Genomic DNA, 14,874 nt, shown 5'->3' on the forward strand with positions numbered 1-14,874 from the left:
GCGTATGGACGGAGCGGTGAAACTTTTAAAAGAGCTTCTGACCATTCGGAGTGTCAATGGACGGGATGACGAGGGAGCAGTGGCAGAATATTTGTGCAAGTATTTCGAACAATCGGGAATTTCTGCACATATACAGCGGATTGACGCGACACACGCCAATGTGCTGGCGGAGCTTGAGGGGGAGTCGGATGGCGCTCCGATCTTCTGGAACGGGCATCTGGACACGGTTCCTTACGGAGATACCGGAGAATGGAAGACTGACCCGGCGGTTCCGGTGGAACGGGACGGTTTTCTCTATGCCCGCGGTGCCAGCGATATGAAGAGTGGGCTTGCCGCGATGGTGTACGCGCTCTGTGAATATAAAAAATCCGGTCGTCCGGTGCCGCGTACGATCCATTTCCTCGGAACCTGTGATGAGGAAAAGGGCGGCATCGGCGCCAGGGAGATCTTAAAGGAAGTCCCGGAGACGTCGATTGGAACGCTTCTGATAGGAGAACCGACGGGATGCAGGCTGGGCGTGGCGCAGAAAGGCTGCCTGTGGCTGGAGATAGAAGCACACGGAAAGACGAGCCACGGGGCATACCCGCAGGAGGGTTGCAATGCCGTGGAACAGGCGATGGCGCTGACCGGTGAGATTGAAACATATGTGAAAAGCTTCACACACCCGGTTCTCGGCGCATCGACCGCGCAGGTAACGCAGATTTCCGGAGGCGTGGCGCCAAATATGACGCCGGACACCTGCCGGATTCTCATGGATATCCGTATGACACCAGGACTGACAAGTCAGATGGTAGTCGGTCAGGCGGAGGCGTTTGCGGCGGCGCGTTCCGTTACATCAGAAGAAAAATTCCGCGTCAGCTGCCGGATTGTCAATGACCGGCGGGCGATCGAGATTGGAGAATCCCATCCGCTTGTGAAACAGCTCTCGAAGGGACTGGAGAAAAAAGGGCTTCCGGTGGAGACGACTGGGATTAATTTCTTTACAGATGCTTCGATCCTCGTGGAACACAAGCTGGATGCAGCCGTTCTCTTATTTGGTCCGGGCGAGGCAGGCATGGCGCATAAGCCAAATGAGCGGGTCGAGATAGAAAAATATCAGAAATCCATTCAGGTTCTCATGGATCTGATCGCATCGGAGGTGGATGAGTGAGGGCAACCATCAAGGATATTGCCGCTGCGACTGGTTTTTCCGTGACGACAATCTCACTGGTTCTCAATGGAAAAGGATATAAGATCTCGGATGAGACAAAGAATCAGATCCTAGCGAAGGCGCGGGAACTGAATTATCGTCCGAACCAGCTCGCGGTCAGTCTGGTAAAGCGGCAGAGCAAGACCATAGGATTTATCGTCCCGGATATTTCCAATGTATATTTTGCCAATATGGCGCGTGCGATCGATGAGGCGTGCCGCGAAAATGGCTGGAGTGTGATTCTCTGCAACACGAATGATAATTATGACCGGGATCGCGAGTATATCGATCTTCTGGCGGATAAAGGCGCGGACGGCATTGTGTTTATCATGGCTAAAGATAATACGCGGGAGATGGCGGCGGAGGAGATCGATTATCTGGAATCGATCCACATACCCTATGTGGTAGTTGACCGGATCCCGGAGCTTCGGAACTGTCCGGCGGTCGGTACCGACCATGAGATCGGCGGTTATCTGGCGGCGCGCCATCTGTTAAGCCTTGGACACCGGCGGATTGCCTGCGTTGTGGGACCGCATGCGACCCAGATGGATTCGGAGGCCCGTTACCATGGCTACTGCCGGGCGATGGAGGAGGCGGGAATTCCAGTGGATGAACGTCTCGTCTGTGCCGGCGAGTATACGCAGGAGGGCGGCGCGGCGGCGGTCGAAAAGCTCATTTCACAGGATTTTACGGCGATTTTCGCCTGCAACGACGCTTCGGCGTATGGCGTATGCAGAAAACTCAAGGAATATAGAAAGAAAGTACCGGAAGATGTTTCGGTTGTCGGATACGATGACGTTTTCTATGCACGGATGCTGGAGGTGCCGCTGACAACGGTACGCCAGCAGGTACGGGAGATGGGAAGAGAGGCGGTACGGCTGCTTCTGAAACAGATACGGGAACATAAAAGACCGGAGAGCAAGGTAATCTTTGCGCCGGAACTGGTGGTGCGGGAGAGCACGGCGAGAATACAGCCGTCCCGGTAACCGGAGAGAGAGGGGAGCAGAGTGAAGGTATTGAATTTTGGTTCACTGAATATTGATTATACGTATCAGGTGGATCATTTTGTAAGAGCGGGAGAGACGATGTCCTCCGAGTCGCTGCAGGTATTCAGCGGCGGCAAAGGGCTGAATCAGTCGATCGCGCTGAGCAAGGCGGGCGCAGACGTATGGCACGCCGGAGCTGTCGGAGCCGGGGATGGAGATTTCCTTATCGAGCAGATGAAGAAGGCGGGCGTCCACACGGAGTTGATCGAGCATCTCGACGGGCAGACAGGACACGCGATCATCCAGAAAGATCCGGCAGGGCAGAACTGCATTCTGCTGTATGGCGGTGCCAACCAGCGGATCACGAGGGAAATGGTGGATCGCGTCCTGACACAGTTTGAGGCGGACGATTTCCTGATTTTACAGAATGAGATCAGCGAGATCGGCTATATCATGGAGAAAGCCCATGAAAAAGGCATGAAGATCGTTCTGAATCCGTCCCCGATGAATGCGAAGATCCTGTCCTATCCGCTGGAATATGTGGATTACTTCTTATTAAATGAGGTGGAGGCGTCGGATATCTGCGGCATTGAGGCAACCAAAGATCCGCAGGCGCTGATGAACGGACTGGTAAAACGGTTCCCGGAGGCGAAGATTGTCCTGACACTCGGCGGCGATGGTTCCGTGTACCGCGATGGCGACACAGTCCTTCGTCAGGGAATCTATAAAGTGCCGGTTGTGGACACGACGGCGGCAGGCGATACATTTACCGGTTATTTTATCGGCGGCTTACAGCTCGGTGAAGACCCGAAGACGGCGCTGGAACATGCGGCAAAAGCGGCAGCGATCGCCGTTTCACGCCCAGGAGCAGCTCCGTCGGTGCCGAACCGGGAGGAAGTAGAGACGTTTGAGGGATAAAAAGCACCTGAAAACTTGTCTTTTAAAACAGAATATAGTAAAATACCATTTGGTGGCGTTTCCGAAATTCGGGCTGGTACCGGGATTTGCGGAGGCGCCTCTTTTTGCGCCCGTCTGACTCTTGTCAGTGTGGGCATGTAGAAATAAAAAAGGAGAAGGTAAGTAGAAATGGGAAGAGAACGTTTTTCCTCTCGGCTGGGATTTATCCTGATTTCCGCGGGCTGTGCGATCGGTCTGGGAAATGTGTGGAGATTCCCGTACATTGTCGGTCAGTATGGCGGCGCGGCGTTTGTACTGATTTATGCGGCATTTCTGGTGCTTTTAGGTCTTCCGATCATCGTTATGGAATACTCGGTCGGCAGAGCGAGCCAGAAGAGTGCGGCGCTTTCATTTGATGTGCTGGAGCCAAAGGGTACTAAGTGGCATTTTGAAAAATGGTTCGCGATGGCGGGCAACTATGTCCTGATGATGTTTTATACGACGGTAGCCGGATGGCTTCTGCTGTATGTGTTCAAGATGGCGAAAGGCGATTTCGTGGGTCTGGATGCGGACGGTGTAGCCGGGGAATTTGGCTCTGTACTGGCAAATCCGGGACTGATGACGGTATTTATGCTGCTCTGTGTCGTATTCTGTTTTTCCATCTGTGCGATGGGACTCCAGAACGGCGTTGAGAAGATCACAAAGATGATGATGGTCTGCCTGTTATTCCTGATGGTTGTGCTGGCAATCAATTCGGTGCGGATGGAAGGCGGACGTCCGGGACTTGAATTTTACTTAAAGCCGGATTTTGGCAAGATTCAGGAGGTTGGTGTCGGCAAGGTCGTATTTGCGGCGCTGGGACAGTCGTTCTTTACGTTGAGTATCGGTATCGGTGCGATGGCGATTTTTGGAAGTTATATCGATAAAGAGCGCAGCCTGACCGGCGAGGCAATCAATGTACTGGTCCTTGACACGCTGGTAGCGTTTATGGCAGGACTTATCATTTTCCCGGCGTGTGCGGCTTACGGTATCGAGGCAGGACAGGGACCAAGCCTGATCTTCATCACGCTGCCGAATGTATTTAACCACATGGCAGGCGGACGTTTCTGGGGCACGCTGTTCTTTGTCTTTATGACCTTTGCGGCGGCATCAACGGTCACAGCGGTATTCCAGAATATCGTATCCTTTGCAACGGATCTGACTGGCTGTTCGATCAAAAAGGCAGTCTGCGTCAATCTGGTGGTGATTGCGGTCCTGTCGCTTCCGTGCGTGCTGGGTTTCAATCTCTGGAGTGGTTTCATGCCGTTCGGAGAGGGCAGCAACGTGTTGGATCTCGAGGATTTCATCGTCAGCAACAACCTGCTTCCACTCGGAAGTCTCGTTTACCTGATGTTCTGTACCAGCCGGTATGGATGGGGATTTGAGAATTTTCTCAAGGAGGCAAATGAGGGAAAAGGCGTGAAGTTCCCGCGCCAGGTGCGAGCGTATGTGACATATGTCATTCCACTGATTGTGCTGTTTATTTTTGTGCAGGGGTACTGGAGTAAGTTTTTCCAGTAGACTGTGCAGCTCTTTAGGTAACGAGAACAAAGGAAAGTCCGGCAGAGGCAAACTCCGCCGGACTTTCCTTTGTTCGCCAAGGCTATTGACATAGTATTTAAGAGAAAGTTTTACGGGATTTTTACACAGTTTTGTTAATTCTGTATAAACAAAAGCTATATTATAACCATTTGTATTAATTTTTATACAGAGTGAAGGGGGCAGAAGATTCATTTTTCAATTGTGAATTTTTTTTACCTGTGTTATACTATACGCGGTAGATTCTAGCTCCTACGCCCGATAATATTTTCACAATTTCGGCAGAAAAGGCATCTGACGGGAGGTGAATGGGTGGAGGATGAAGGAAAATTTAGTAAGAGAAAGAGGGTTTAATTGATGGGTTTGGCTACATTTATAGGCGGCATTCATCCATATGAGGGTAAAGAACTGTCTGAGGATAAGCCGATCAAGGTTCTCGAACCGTTACAGGGCGAGATCATGGTTTATCCGCTGTCCCAGCATATTGGCGCACCTGCGAAACCACTGGTAGCGAAGGGCGATCACGTGCTGAAAGGCCAGATCATTGCAGAGGCAGGCGGATTTATTTCCGCAAACGTACTCAGTTCTGTTTCCGGTACAGTAAAGGGAATCGAGTCCAAGCTGGTTGCCAATGGTGCAATGGTTCAGTCAATCCTGGTGGAGAATGACGGTGAAGAAGAGGCGATTGAGGGCTTCGGAACAGACAGAGATGCAACAAAGCTGTCGAAAGAAGAGATCCGTAAGATCGTTAAGGATGCCGGTATCGTCGGCCTGGGCGGCGCTGGTTTCCCGACACATGTAAAGCTTACTCCGAAAGATGAGAACGCAATTGATTACGTTATCGTCAACGGTGCAGAGTGTGAGCCGTACTTAACCAGTGACTATCGTACCATGATGGAGCGTCCGGAGCAGATTATCGGCGGCCTGAAGGTTATGCTTCAGCTGTTTGACAATGCGAAGGGTGTTATCGGTATCGAGAACAACAAGCCGGAGGCTATCAAGAAGCTGACGGAGATGGTAAAGGACGAGCCGAGAATCGAAGTATGTCCGCTGCTTACCAAGTACCCGCAGGGTGGTGAGCGTACACTTATCTATGCAGTGACAGGACGTGAGATCAATTCTTCCATGCTGCCGGCAGATGCAGGCTGTATCGTAGACAATATTGATACCGTTGCTTCTATTTATAATGCAGTATGCAAGACAACTCCGCTGATCCGCAAGATCATTACGGTAACCGGTGATGCCATTGCAGAGCCGCAGAACTTTGAGGTACGTCTTGGTACCAACTATCAGAGACTGGTAGAGGCAGCAGGCGGCTTTAAACAGGAACCGGAGAAGATGATTTCTGGTGGTCCTATGATGGGACAGGCTCTTTTCAGCCTTGACTTCCCGGTAGCGAAGACTTCATCTGCGCTGACCACCTTTACCAAGGACCAGGTAGCAGCGATGGAGCCGTCAGCATGTATCCGCTGCGGACGCTGTGTAGGCGTTTGTCCGGAGCACCTTGTACCTCCGCTGATGATGAAAGCATCTACGGCTCACGATCTTGAGAAATTCCAGAGCTTAAACGGCATGGAATGCGTTGAGTGCGGATGCTGTGCATATGCTTGTCCGGCAAGACGGCCGCTGACCCAGGCATTCAAAGAGATGCGTAAGGCAGTAGCAGCCAGCCGCAGAAAGTAGGAGGTGGGAAGAAATGGAAAAATTATTAAAAGTATCGTCATCACCTCACGTTCGTGACGGAGTTACGACACAGCGCCTGATGTTTGACGTTGTGATCGCCATGATTCCTGCCAGTGTTTATGGTGTATGGCAGTTCGGCATGAATGCACTTCTGGTTCTGATCGCTACCGTGATCGCCAGTGTGGCAGCCGAGTATCTTTATGAGAAATTAATGCACAAGCCGATTACGATTTCGGACGGCAGTGCAGTTGTTACCGGCATGATTCTTGCACTGAATATGCCGCCGGAAATCCCGGTTTGGATCCCGGTTCTTGGTGCATTCTTTGCAATCATCGTTGTAAAACAGCTTTACGGTGGTCTGGGACAGAACTTCATGAACCCGGCACTGGCAGCCAGATGTTTCCTTCTGACTTCCTTCGCTCTGTTTATGAATAACTTCTCATCCGCAAAGCTTGGATTTGACAGTCTGACAGGTGCAACTCCGCTGGCACAGTTAAGAGCCGGTGAGACAGTGGATCTGGCATCCCTGGTAATCGGACGTATCCCGGGAACTATCGGTGAGGTATCTGTAATTGCCCTGCTGATTGGTGCGATTTACATGGTAGTCCGCAAAGTTATCAGCCCGGTTATCCCGCTGATTTACATTGGAACCGTATTTGTATTTACATTCCTGTTTGGTGGATTCAACCTGACCTATTCTCTCAGTGAGATCTGTGCAGGTGGTCTTATCTTCGGTGCATTCTTTATGGCAACCGATTATGTAACGAGTCCTCTGACTCCGAAGGGACAGATCGTATACGGACTGATCCTCGGAATCGTAACCGGAATCTTCCGTCTCTGGGGTGCTTCTCCGGAGGGCGTTTCCTATGCGATCATCTTCAGCAACCTGCTGGTACCGCTGATTGAGCGCTATACGCTTCCGACAGCATTTGGAAAAGGAGGTCAGAAGAAATAATGAACCAGATTATCAAAAATACAATCATCCTTTTCGTTATTACTCTGGTAGCTGGTATCTGTCTGGGAACAGTACATGATATTACGCTGGATCCGATTGCACAGGCACAGGAGGCAGCAGCTACTAAAACTTATCAGGAAGTTTACCCGGATGCGGCAAGCTTTGATGAACCGCAGGAGCTGGCTGACGCAGTAACTGCTGCAGCGGACAGCATCTCTGAGTGGGGATTTGGAAAAGTTACCATCAATGATGCAAAAGAAGCGCTGGATGCAAGCGGCAACCAGATCGGTTACCTGATTACCTCTACCTCCGCAGAGAGCTACGGCGGCAACGTGCAGATCGCAGTTGGTATCAGCAACGAGGGCGAGCTGACCGGTATCGGTTTCTTAAGCATCAGCGATACGCCAGGTCTTGGTATGAGAGCCAAAGAACCGGATTTCAAGGATCAGTTTATCGGCAAGAAAGCTGAGAACCTGGAAGTTACAAAGACAGGCGCGTCTGCAGATAATCAGATTGAAGCCATCAGTGGTGCAACGATCACTTCCAAGGCAGTCACCAACGCGACAGATGCAGCTATCTATTTCGTGGCTAACTGCCTGGCACAGTAGGAGGTGGAAAGATTATGAATAAATATGTAGAGCGCTTATATAACGGTATCTGGAAAGAAAACCCGATTTTCGTTCAGATGCTGGGTCTGTGTCCGACCCTGGCGGTAACCACTTCCGCCATCAACGGTGTCGGCATGGGACTTTCGACAACCGCCGTACTGATTGCGGCGAACTTTCTGATTGCATTGCTTCGTAAGATCATTCCGGACGGCGTGCGTCTGCCGGCAGAGATCGTAGTCGTAGCATCCTTCGTAACCATCGTAGATATGTTGATGGAAGGTTTCGTTCCAAGCTTATATGCTTCCCTGGGACTTTACATTCCGCTGATCGTAGTTAACTGTATCATCCTTGGCCGTGCCGAGGCATATGCTATGAAGAACGGCCCGATCCTGTCTGCATTTGACGGTATCGGTATGGGACTTGGATTTACAGTTGCTCTGGCACTCATCGGTTCCTTCCGTGAGCTTCTGGGTGCAGGTACTATCTTTGGTATCCAGATTATGCCGGCTTCCTATCAGCCGATCTCAATCTTCATCCTGGCGCCGGGTGCATTCTTCGTACTGGCTTGCCTGACTGCTCTTCAGAATCGTCTGAAGATGCCGTGTGCAACAAACGGTTCCGTAAAAGAGAAGAAGAAGGGTGGCTGCTGCAGCGGCGACTGCTTAAGCTGTGCTGGTCATGATGCAGAAGTTAAGAAGGAACAGGAGGAGAAGTGATGAAAGAATTACTTATTATTGCGATAAGCTCGGCGCTGGTCAGCAACGTCGTACTGAGCCAGTTCCTCGGTATCTGCTCCTTCGTCGGCGTATCCAAAAAAGTTGAAACAGCAGCTGGTATGGGTGGTGCGGTTATTTTCGTTATTACCATCGCATCTATCGTTGCAAACCTGATTTATCAGTTCGTTCTGGCACCGCTTGGTATCGATTACCTGAAAACCATCGTTTTCATTCTCGTTATCGCAGCACTGGTTCAGATCGTTGAGATGTTCTTAAAGAAGTGCATGGTTTCCCTGTATAACGCGCTGGGTGTATTCCTTCCGCTGATTACAACAAACTGTGCCGTTCTTGGTGTTGCCCTGACAAACGTCCAGAACGGATATGGATTTTTACAGAGCGTGGTAAATGGTGTTGGTACAGCCGTTGGTTATACCATCTCCATCGTGCTTCTGGCAGGTATCCGTGAGCACATCGAGGGAAATGATATCCCGTATAACTTCCAGGGATCTCCTATCGTACTTGTAACGGCTGGTCTGATGGCGATTGCATTTCTCGGATTTTCCGGATTACTGTAGAAGGAGGAGACGAAAATGGATATGAATTCAATCATTATCGCTGCTGTCGTGATCGCGGCAGTCGGCATCATCGTTGGTGTCGGTCTGGGTCTGTTCGGCGCGAAATTTAAAGTTGAAGTAGATGAAAAAGAGGCAGCTGTCCGTGAAGAGCTGCCAGGCAACAACTGCGGCGGCTGTGGTTACCCGGGCTGTGATGGTCTTGCAAAGGCCATCGCAGAGGGCAAAGCTCCGGTTAATGCCTGCCCGGTCGGCGGTGCTCCGGTTGGCGAGAAGATCGCTGCTATCATGGGTGTAGAGGCTGGTTCCTCTGAGAAGAAGGTAGCTTTCGTTAAATGTAAAGGTACCTGCGACAAGACAAAAGTACAGTACGAGTACCATGGTATCGAGGACTGTGCGAAGGCATCCGTTGTACCGGGTGGCGGTGCAAAGGCATGTTCTTACGGCTGTACCGGCTTCGGTACCTGTGTGAAGGCATGTAAATTCGATGCAATCCACGTGGTAGACGGCGTAGCGGTTGTAGACAAAGAGAAGTGTGTAGCGTGTGGTGCCTGCGTGGCAGCCTGCCCGAAACATCTGATCGACCTGGTACCGTACAAGGCAAAACATCTGGTACAGTGCAGCTCCCACGATCGTGGACCGGCTGTCAAGGCAGCCTGCCAGGTTGGCTGTATCGGCTGTACGCTGTGTACCAAGCAGTGTAAGTTTGACGCAATCCATATGGATAACAACGTAGCTGTTATCGATTATGAGAAGTGCGTAAACTGCGGAGCTTGTGCAGCGAAGTGCCCGGTTAAGGTTATTCAGTAAATAACGTAAAAGAATACGGAAATAAAAAGTCCGGTTGAACCGTTTGAAAAGATGGTTCAGCCGGATTTTTTTGGTTAAAAGATAAGGTGCTTTTCTAAAGCATCCGATGAAGGGGTTCTTTGAAATTTTTGATGTTATGCTATACGAAATTTAAAGGATTGCTTTTGCTAATGCAGTATGTATCACATTTAATAATGCCTGTGAGGTATACTGGCTGCCACTTTCAAAGGAGAGATTTTCAAGCGATTGCGTGCTCACGATCTGCTCCGAGAGATGCGAAGCGGAGGAGGAGAGCAGTGGGTACATAGTTTCGATGGAATCGCTTAAAGGACGGCAGGTAACAGAGGTGATCTGGGTGGAATCAACCGTGACTTCGACGTTGACTGCCTGGCTGCCGAGTGTCAGGGTAGAACTGTACATACCAGGCAGATAGGAAATGCCGACCGCAGCGGGAGCGGAGGCGCTCTGCGTCTTCCTGCCCGGTCGGAACATGATGAGAAGAAGGGCGATGAGAAGAAGCCCCAGTCCGATAAAGATAGCAGTATAAATAATCTCTTTCATGCGGAGTACGACAATTTTTGTTTTTGAGCTCATAAAAATCCCCGGAATTCGTTTAATACAGTGTATGAGCGAATTTCGGGGAAAATGTTTTTAAATTATATAGAAGGGGTATTAAACATTAAAACGGAACAGCACAACATCGCCGTCCTTCACCACGTAGTCCTTGCCCTCCATGCGTACCAGCCCTTTTTCTCTGGCTGCATTGTAGGAACCGCAGTCTAAAAGATCCTGATAGTTGACTACCTCGGCTTTGATGAAACCGCGCTCAAAATCAGAGTGGATCTTTCCAGCTGCCTGCGGAGCTTTGGTGCCGACCTTGATGGTCCATGCGCGTGTCTCGGTTTCTCCGGCAGTCAGATAACTGATGAGACCAAGCAGACGGTAGCTGGCTGCGATCAGTTTTTCAAGACCGGATTCGGTCAGACCGAGATCTTCGAGGAACATCTTTTTCTCGTCCTCGTCCAGTTCTGCGATTTCCTGTTCAATCTGTGCACAGATAACAAATACCTCACTGTCGTTCTCAGCTGCAAATTCGCGAACCTGTTTTACATATTCATTGGAAGCACCGTCATCTGCCAGATCATCCTCAGATACGTTAGCAGCGAAGATAACCGGTTTCCAGGTTAAGAGATCCAGCGTATTGATGAACGTGAGTTCATCCTCGTCCTCCGGCTCAAAGCTCTTAGCCAGATTGCCGTTTTCAAGGTGCGCATACAGTTTTTTCAGAGTTTCCAGCTCTTTTGCAAGGGATTTATTTCCCATGGCGCTCTTGGTTGTCTTGGCAATACGGCGTTCCAGAACTTCCATATCGGAGAAGATGAGCTCCAGGTTGATGGTTTCGATATCGCGGAGCGGATTGACGCTGCCGTCTACATGGATAACATTTGGATCCTCAAAGCAACGGACAACGTGTACGATCGCGTCTACCTCACGGATATTGGCAAGGAACTGGTTTCCAAGACCTTCGCCCTTGGAAGCGCCCTTTACCAGACCAGCGATATCAACGAACTCGATCACAGCCGGAGTGATTTTGGCAGAATTATAAAGAGCTGCTAACTGACCCAGACGCGGATCCGGAACCGGTACGACACCGACGTTCGGATCGATGGTACAGAACGGGTAATTGGCAGACTCAGCGCCGGCCTTGGTCAGAGAATTAAACAGTGTACTTTTGCCTACGTTTGGCAGACCTACGATACCTAATTTCATTTTATGATTTACCTATCCGAAAACCCTTTGCTTATCAGGATTTCCGCCTTTCTTTCGGTTTCTTATTGCGCCTTTTTACGCCCTTTTTGTAATGTTTCTTAATTTTAATGAAAGAAATCAATGCAACTATGTATTATAGCAGAAAGACAGCGCTTTTTCAATCTCAAAGGAGACATTTTGTGGCTATAGGAATGCAGAAATGGTTACTGGACACGTATGCGTGAGCAGGAAATGTGTAATGGTTGTCTATTTTCCTGTTTAAGAAGTAAGAAAGGATTTTTTTAGGGAGCTGCGGAGTGGTAGGATAGGGCTGAAATACATGATTTTGCAGTAGAAAGAAACTATAAAAATATAGGAATAATTAGAACAAATAAAAAAAAATAAAAAAAACAAAAAAATGCTTGCATTCGCGGAGCGCCTGTGCTATACTAACCTTCGTCAGTGAGTGACTCACTCGACAGGCAAAAATAAAAAGCAGTAAGCGGGAGTGCTGGAATTGGCAGACAGGCAAGACTAAGGATCTTGTGGGTGTATGCTCGTGTGGGTTCAAGTCCCATCTCCCGCAGTGAGCAGAAGTGGCGGAATTGGCAGACGCGCACGGTTCAGGTCCGTGTGATGGCAACATCATGAGGGTTCAAGTCCCTTCTTCTGCATGACTGATAGCCCGGTACAGAGATGTGCCGGGTTTTTGCTATACTCTGATTCAATAAATTCAGATATAAATTTGCGGAAAACAGGCTTGCAATTTAAATGAAATTGTGCTATACTACTCTTTGTCGGTGAGAAAATCATCGAATAGAGAAAATTGAAAAACAGTAAGCGGGAGTGCTGGAATTGGCAGACAGGCAAGACTAAGGATCTTGTGGGTGTATGCTCGTGTGGGTTCAAGTCCCATCTCCCGCAGTAAGCAGAAGTGGCGGAATTGGCAGACGCGCACGGTTCAGGTCCGTGTGATGGCAACATCATGAGGGTTCAAGTCCCTTCTTCTGCATGATCGATAGCCCGGTACAGAGATGTGCCGGGTTTTGTTTTGTTAAAAAAATAGATAGAATATGATGCTGGGATTTGCCATATAAGCATAAACTGTAAAATGAGTGAATTAGTGAATGGCAAGAGCCAGAAAAAAGAAAACCTTTTAAACTTATCTTTGGATGCGACAGAAGCGGAACGGGAAAAGTCCCCGGCACTTCAGATGGGATATGACCAGAATACGAAACGCTGGGAATTAATCATTCAATATAATGGAACTGTGGAAAAGTTGCAGGAACAGCTGCCGCAGGCGGAAATTTATCCACTTTCCGGCGGCTACGCGATTGTGCGGCTCCCTGAATCGCAGGTGGATGATCTGGCAGGATTATCACAGGTTGAGTATATAGAAAAGCCGAAGCGTCTTTATTTTGAGGTGAACCGGGCGATTCGTGATACCTGTATTGCGCCGGTGCAGAGCGGAAATCAAGTCTCTCAAAACGTGTATGGCAGAGATGCTGATTTAAGTGGTCGCGGCACATTGACTGCCATCATCGACTCCGGAATCGATTATTTCCATCCGGACTTTCGAAACGCAGATGGAACGACGCGCATCGCCGCACTCTGGGATCAGGAGCAGAACCGGATTTATACGCGGGAGGAGCTCAACCGGGCATTGGAGGCGGGCAGCCGGGAACGCGCTTACGAGATCGTCCAGTCGCGGGATGTGAGCGGGCACGGGACGTCAGTTGCGGCGATTGCAGCCGGAAATGGCTGGGAGGGCGGCGGACACTACCGGGGAGTAGCCTGGGAGAGTGAACTTCTGGTCGTGAAGCTTGGAACGCCGCTTGCGGATTCATTTCCCAGGACAACAGAGCTGATGCGGGCGTTGGACTATGTGGTGGGAATCGCACAGGAATGGCGGATGCCGGTGGCGGTGAATCTGAGCTTTGGAAATACATACGGTTCGCATGACGGAACCAGCCTGCTGGAGACGTATCTAAATTCGATGGCAGAGCGGGGGCGGACTTCCATCATCGTGGGAACCGGAAATGAAGGATACAGCATGGGACACCGGGCGGGATTTCTGCAGATGGGACGTCCGGTGGAGATAGAGCTTGCAGTGGGGGAATATCAGACGGGCTTCGGTGTGCAGCTATGGAAATTGTATCAGGACCGGTTTTCAGTAGAAATTTTCAGCCCGGGCGGCAGCAGCACCGGGGTGATCCGGGAATCATTGGGAGCACAACGGCTTTCCTATGAGACGGAAGAGATTCTTCTATATTATGGGATGCCGAGTCCATACAGTCAGGCGCAGGAGATTTATCTGGATTTGATTCCAAAAGGAAGCTACATTCAGGACGGGCTCTGGAAAATCCGTCTGATTCCAGAAGAAATACGGGATGGTCAGTATGATCTGTGGCTGCCAGCGGGCATGGCACTGAACAGAGAAACACGTTTTTTGGCGGCATCGCCGGACACGACGCTGACAATCCCATCGACCGCCAGCCGGGCGATTTCGGTTGGGGCGTACGATGACGCCACGCAGGCGTATGCAGATTTTTCCGGTCGTGGATTTTCAAGATTGGGGCATCCGATCAAACCAGAGCTGGCGGCACCTGGTGTAAATATCATCACCGCCCGCGCAGGCGGCGGATATGAGGCGGTGACAGGAACTTCCTTTGCCGCTCCATTTGTGACCGGATCGGCGGCGCTGATGATGCAATGGGGGATTGTAAATGGGAACGATCCCTATCTGTATGGGGAGAAGCTGAAAGCATATCTCATCCGCGGGGCGCGGAGTCTGCCTGGGGAGACGGTATATCCGAATGAGAGGGTGGGGTATGGGGCATTGTGTCTGGAGCGAAGTTTCCCGTTGTAAAAACAATAGGAAGTGCAAGGTGCACAAAAAACAATAAATGAAATTGTAAATTATATTTAAAGTGTTAATTGAATTTTCCGCTCAAAAGAGTATAATTTATATGATATAAAATGCAATGAGCATGGAAAGACATAAAAGAACGGAAATACAGAGAGTCACTGGATGGATCGGGAAAGCTGTTGGGATAGAAAATTCGCCTTTGTTATCCGACTGGATAGCAGAGGCGTTTTTTTATAAATAAACAAAGGAAAGAGGTTTAACT

At 49.9% G+C, this 14,874-nt stretch carries 13 protein-coding genes and 4 tRNA genes; 15 read left to right on the forward strand and 2 right to left on the reverse strand.

Annotated elements, in window-relative coordinates; all coding sequences use genetic code 11:
• Positions 1-4: 4 nt before the first annotated feature.
• The 10 genes from DWZ16_RS05345 (at position 5) to DWZ16_RS05390 (ending at position 9,994) form a co-directional block, all read left to right on the forward strand.
• Positions 5-1,150 (forward strand): M20 family metallopeptidase, encoded by a 1,146-nt coding sequence (locus DWZ16_RS05345; RefSeq protein ID WP_118467447.1) that lies wholly within the window; start codon positions 5-7, stop codon positions 1,148-1,150.
• Positions 1,147-2,175, forward strand: a complete 1,029-nt coding sequence (locus DWZ16_RS05350) for a LacI family DNA-binding transcriptional regulator (protein ID WP_118522416.1) — start codon at positions 1,147-1,149, stop codon at positions 2,173-2,175. Before DWZ16_RS05345 ends, DWZ16_RS05350 begins: the two co-directional genes overlap by 4 nt.
• Positions 2,176-2,196: 21 nt before the next feature.
• Positions 2,197-3,093, forward strand: a complete 897-nt coding sequence (locus DWZ16_RS05355) for a ribokinase (protein ID WP_118492118.1) — start codon at positions 2,197-2,199, stop codon at positions 3,091-3,093.
• A 168-nt stretch (positions 3,094-3,261) separates the two neighbouring features.
• On the forward strand, positions 3,262-4,632 hold the full coding sequence (locus tag DWZ16_RS05360) for a sodium-dependent transporter (protein ID WP_107001560.1): 1,371 nt from the start codon (positions 3,262-3,264) through the stop codon (positions 4,630-4,632).
• Between the two features lie 375 nt (positions 4,633-5,007).
• The gene (gene rsxC / locus DWZ16_RS05365; RefSeq protein WP_107001559.1) at positions 5,008-6,333 is read left to right on the forward strand and encodes an electron transport complex subunit RsxC; all 1,326 of its coding nucleotides are present in this window, start codon (positions 5,008-5,010) and stop codon (positions 6,331-6,333) included.
• A gap of 13 nt (positions 6,334-6,346) precedes the next feature.
• Entirely contained in the window at positions 6,347-7,288 is a 942-nt protein-coding gene (locus DWZ16_RS05370) for an RnfABCDGE type electron transport complex subunit D (protein ID WP_107001558.1), read from the forward strand.
• Positions 7,288-7,896 (forward strand): RnfABCDGE type electron transport complex subunit G, encoded by a 609-nt coding sequence (locus DWZ16_RS05375; protein WP_107001557.1) that lies wholly within the window; start codon positions 7,288-7,290, stop codon positions 7,894-7,896. The genes DWZ16_RS05370 and DWZ16_RS05375 overlap by 1 nt, the downstream gene beginning before the upstream one ends.
• Before the next feature lie 14 nt (positions 7,897-7,910).
• A complete protein-coding gene (locus DWZ16_RS05380) occupies positions 7,911-8,612 on the forward strand; it encodes an electron transport complex subunit RsxE (protein WP_022359778.1) in 702 nt (233 codons plus the stop codon).
• Positions 8,612-9,187, forward strand: coding sequence for an electron transport complex protein RnfA (locus tag DWZ16_RS05385; protein ID WP_107001556.1), 576 nt, complete (start codon positions 8,612-8,614; stop codon positions 9,185-9,187). The genes DWZ16_RS05380 and DWZ16_RS05385 overlap by 1 nt, the downstream gene beginning before the upstream one ends.
• Positions 9,188-9,202: 15 nt before the next feature.
• Complete coding sequence (locus DWZ16_RS05390) at positions 9,203-9,994, forward strand: RnfABCDGE type electron transport complex subunit B (protein ID WP_022359780.1); 792 nt, start codon at positions 9,203-9,205, stop codon at positions 9,992-9,994.
• Positions 9,995-10,144: 150 nt separating this feature from the next.
• Here DWZ16_RS05390 and DWZ16_RS05395 read toward each other — a convergent pair whose 3' ends face one another.
• Positions 10,145-10,588, reverse strand: a complete 444-nt coding sequence (locus DWZ16_RS05395) for a hypothetical protein (RefSeq protein WP_118522417.1) — start codon at positions 10,586-10,588, stop codon at positions 10,145-10,147.
• A gap of 78 nt (positions 10,589-10,666) precedes the next feature.
• A complete protein-coding gene (ychF, locus tag DWZ16_RS05400; protein WP_022359782.1) occupies positions 10,667-11,764 on the reverse strand; it encodes a redox-regulated ATPase YchF in 1,098 nt (365 codons plus the stop codon).
• A 481-nt stretch (positions 11,765-12,245) separates the two neighbouring features.
• Here ychF and DWZ16_RS05405 point away from each other — a divergent pair.
• The 5 genes from DWZ16_RS05405 to DWZ16_RS05425 all read left to right on the forward strand — a co-directional run bounded on the left by DWZ16_RS05405 (position 12,246) and on the right by DWZ16_RS05425 (position 14,612).
• Positions 12,246-12,329 (forward strand) — tRNA-Leu (locus DWZ16_RS05405).
• Between the two features lie 4 nt (positions 12,330-12,333).
• Positions 12,334-12,417, forward strand: a tRNA-Leu gene (locus DWZ16_RS05410).
• Between the two features lie 166 nt (positions 12,418-12,583).
• A tRNA-Leu gene (locus DWZ16_RS05415) sits at positions 12,584-12,667 on the forward strand.
• 4 nt (positions 12,668-12,671) lie between these two features.
• Positions 12,672-12,755, forward strand: a tRNA-Leu gene (locus tag DWZ16_RS05420).
• Positions 12,756-12,854: 99 nt separating this feature from the next.
• Complete coding sequence (locus DWZ16_RS05425) at positions 12,855-14,612, forward strand: S8 family peptidase (protein ID WP_118522418.1); 1,758 nt, start codon at positions 12,855-12,857, stop codon at positions 14,610-14,612.
• The last annotated feature ends 262 nt before the right edge of the window (positions 14,613-14,874 follow it).

The sequence above is a fragment of the Clostridium sp. AF29-8BH genome, assembly GCF_003478145.1.
GTDB lineage: Bacteria > Bacillota > Clostridia > Lachnospirales > Lachnospiraceae > Otoolea > Otoolea fessa.

Excerpts from the sequence above, each read along its gene's own strand:
- DWZ16_RS05395 (WP_118522417.1), bottom strand. The coding sequence starts at position 10,588 with ATGAGCTCAAAAACAAAAATTGTCGTACTCCGCATGAAAGAGATTATT.
- DWZ16_RS05380 (WP_022359778.1), top strand. The coding sequence starts at position 7,911 with ATGAATAAATATGTAGAGCGCTTATATAACGGTATCTGGAAAGAAAAC.
- DWZ16_RS05425 (WP_118522418.1), top strand. The coding sequence starts at position 12,855 with ATGAGTGAATTAGTGAATGGCAAGAGCCAGAAAAAAGAAAACCTTTTA.
- ychF (WP_022359782.1), bottom strand. The coding sequence starts at position 11,764 with ATGAAATTAGGTATCGTAGGTCTGCCAAACGTAGGCAAAAGTACACTG.
- DWZ16_RS05375 (WP_107001557.1), top strand. The coding sequence starts at position 7,288 with ATGAACCAGATTATCAAAAATACAATCATCCTTTTCGTTATTACTCTG.
- DWZ16_RS05385 (WP_107001556.1), top strand. The coding sequence starts at position 8,612 with ATGAAAGAATTACTTATTATTGCGATAAGCTCGGCGCTGGTCAGCAAC.
- DWZ16_RS05370 (WP_107001558.1), top strand. The coding sequence starts at position 6,347 with ATGGAAAAATTATTAAAAGTATCGTCATCACCTCACGTTCGTGACGGA.
- DWZ16_RS05345 (WP_118467447.1), top strand. The coding sequence starts at position 5 with ATGGACGGAGCGGTGAAACTTTTAAAAGAGCTTCTGACCATTCGGAGT.
- rsxC (WP_107001559.1), top strand. The coding sequence starts at position 5,008 with ATGGGTTTGGCTACATTTATAGGCGGCATTCATCCATATGAGGGTAAA.
- DWZ16_RS05360 (WP_107001560.1), top strand. The coding sequence starts at position 3,262 with ATGGGAAGAGAACGTTTTTCCTCTCGGCTGGGATTTATCCTGATTTCC.
- DWZ16_RS05390 (WP_022359780.1), top strand. The coding sequence starts at position 9,203 with ATGGATATGAATTCAATCATTATCGCTGCTGTCGTGATCGCGGCAGTC.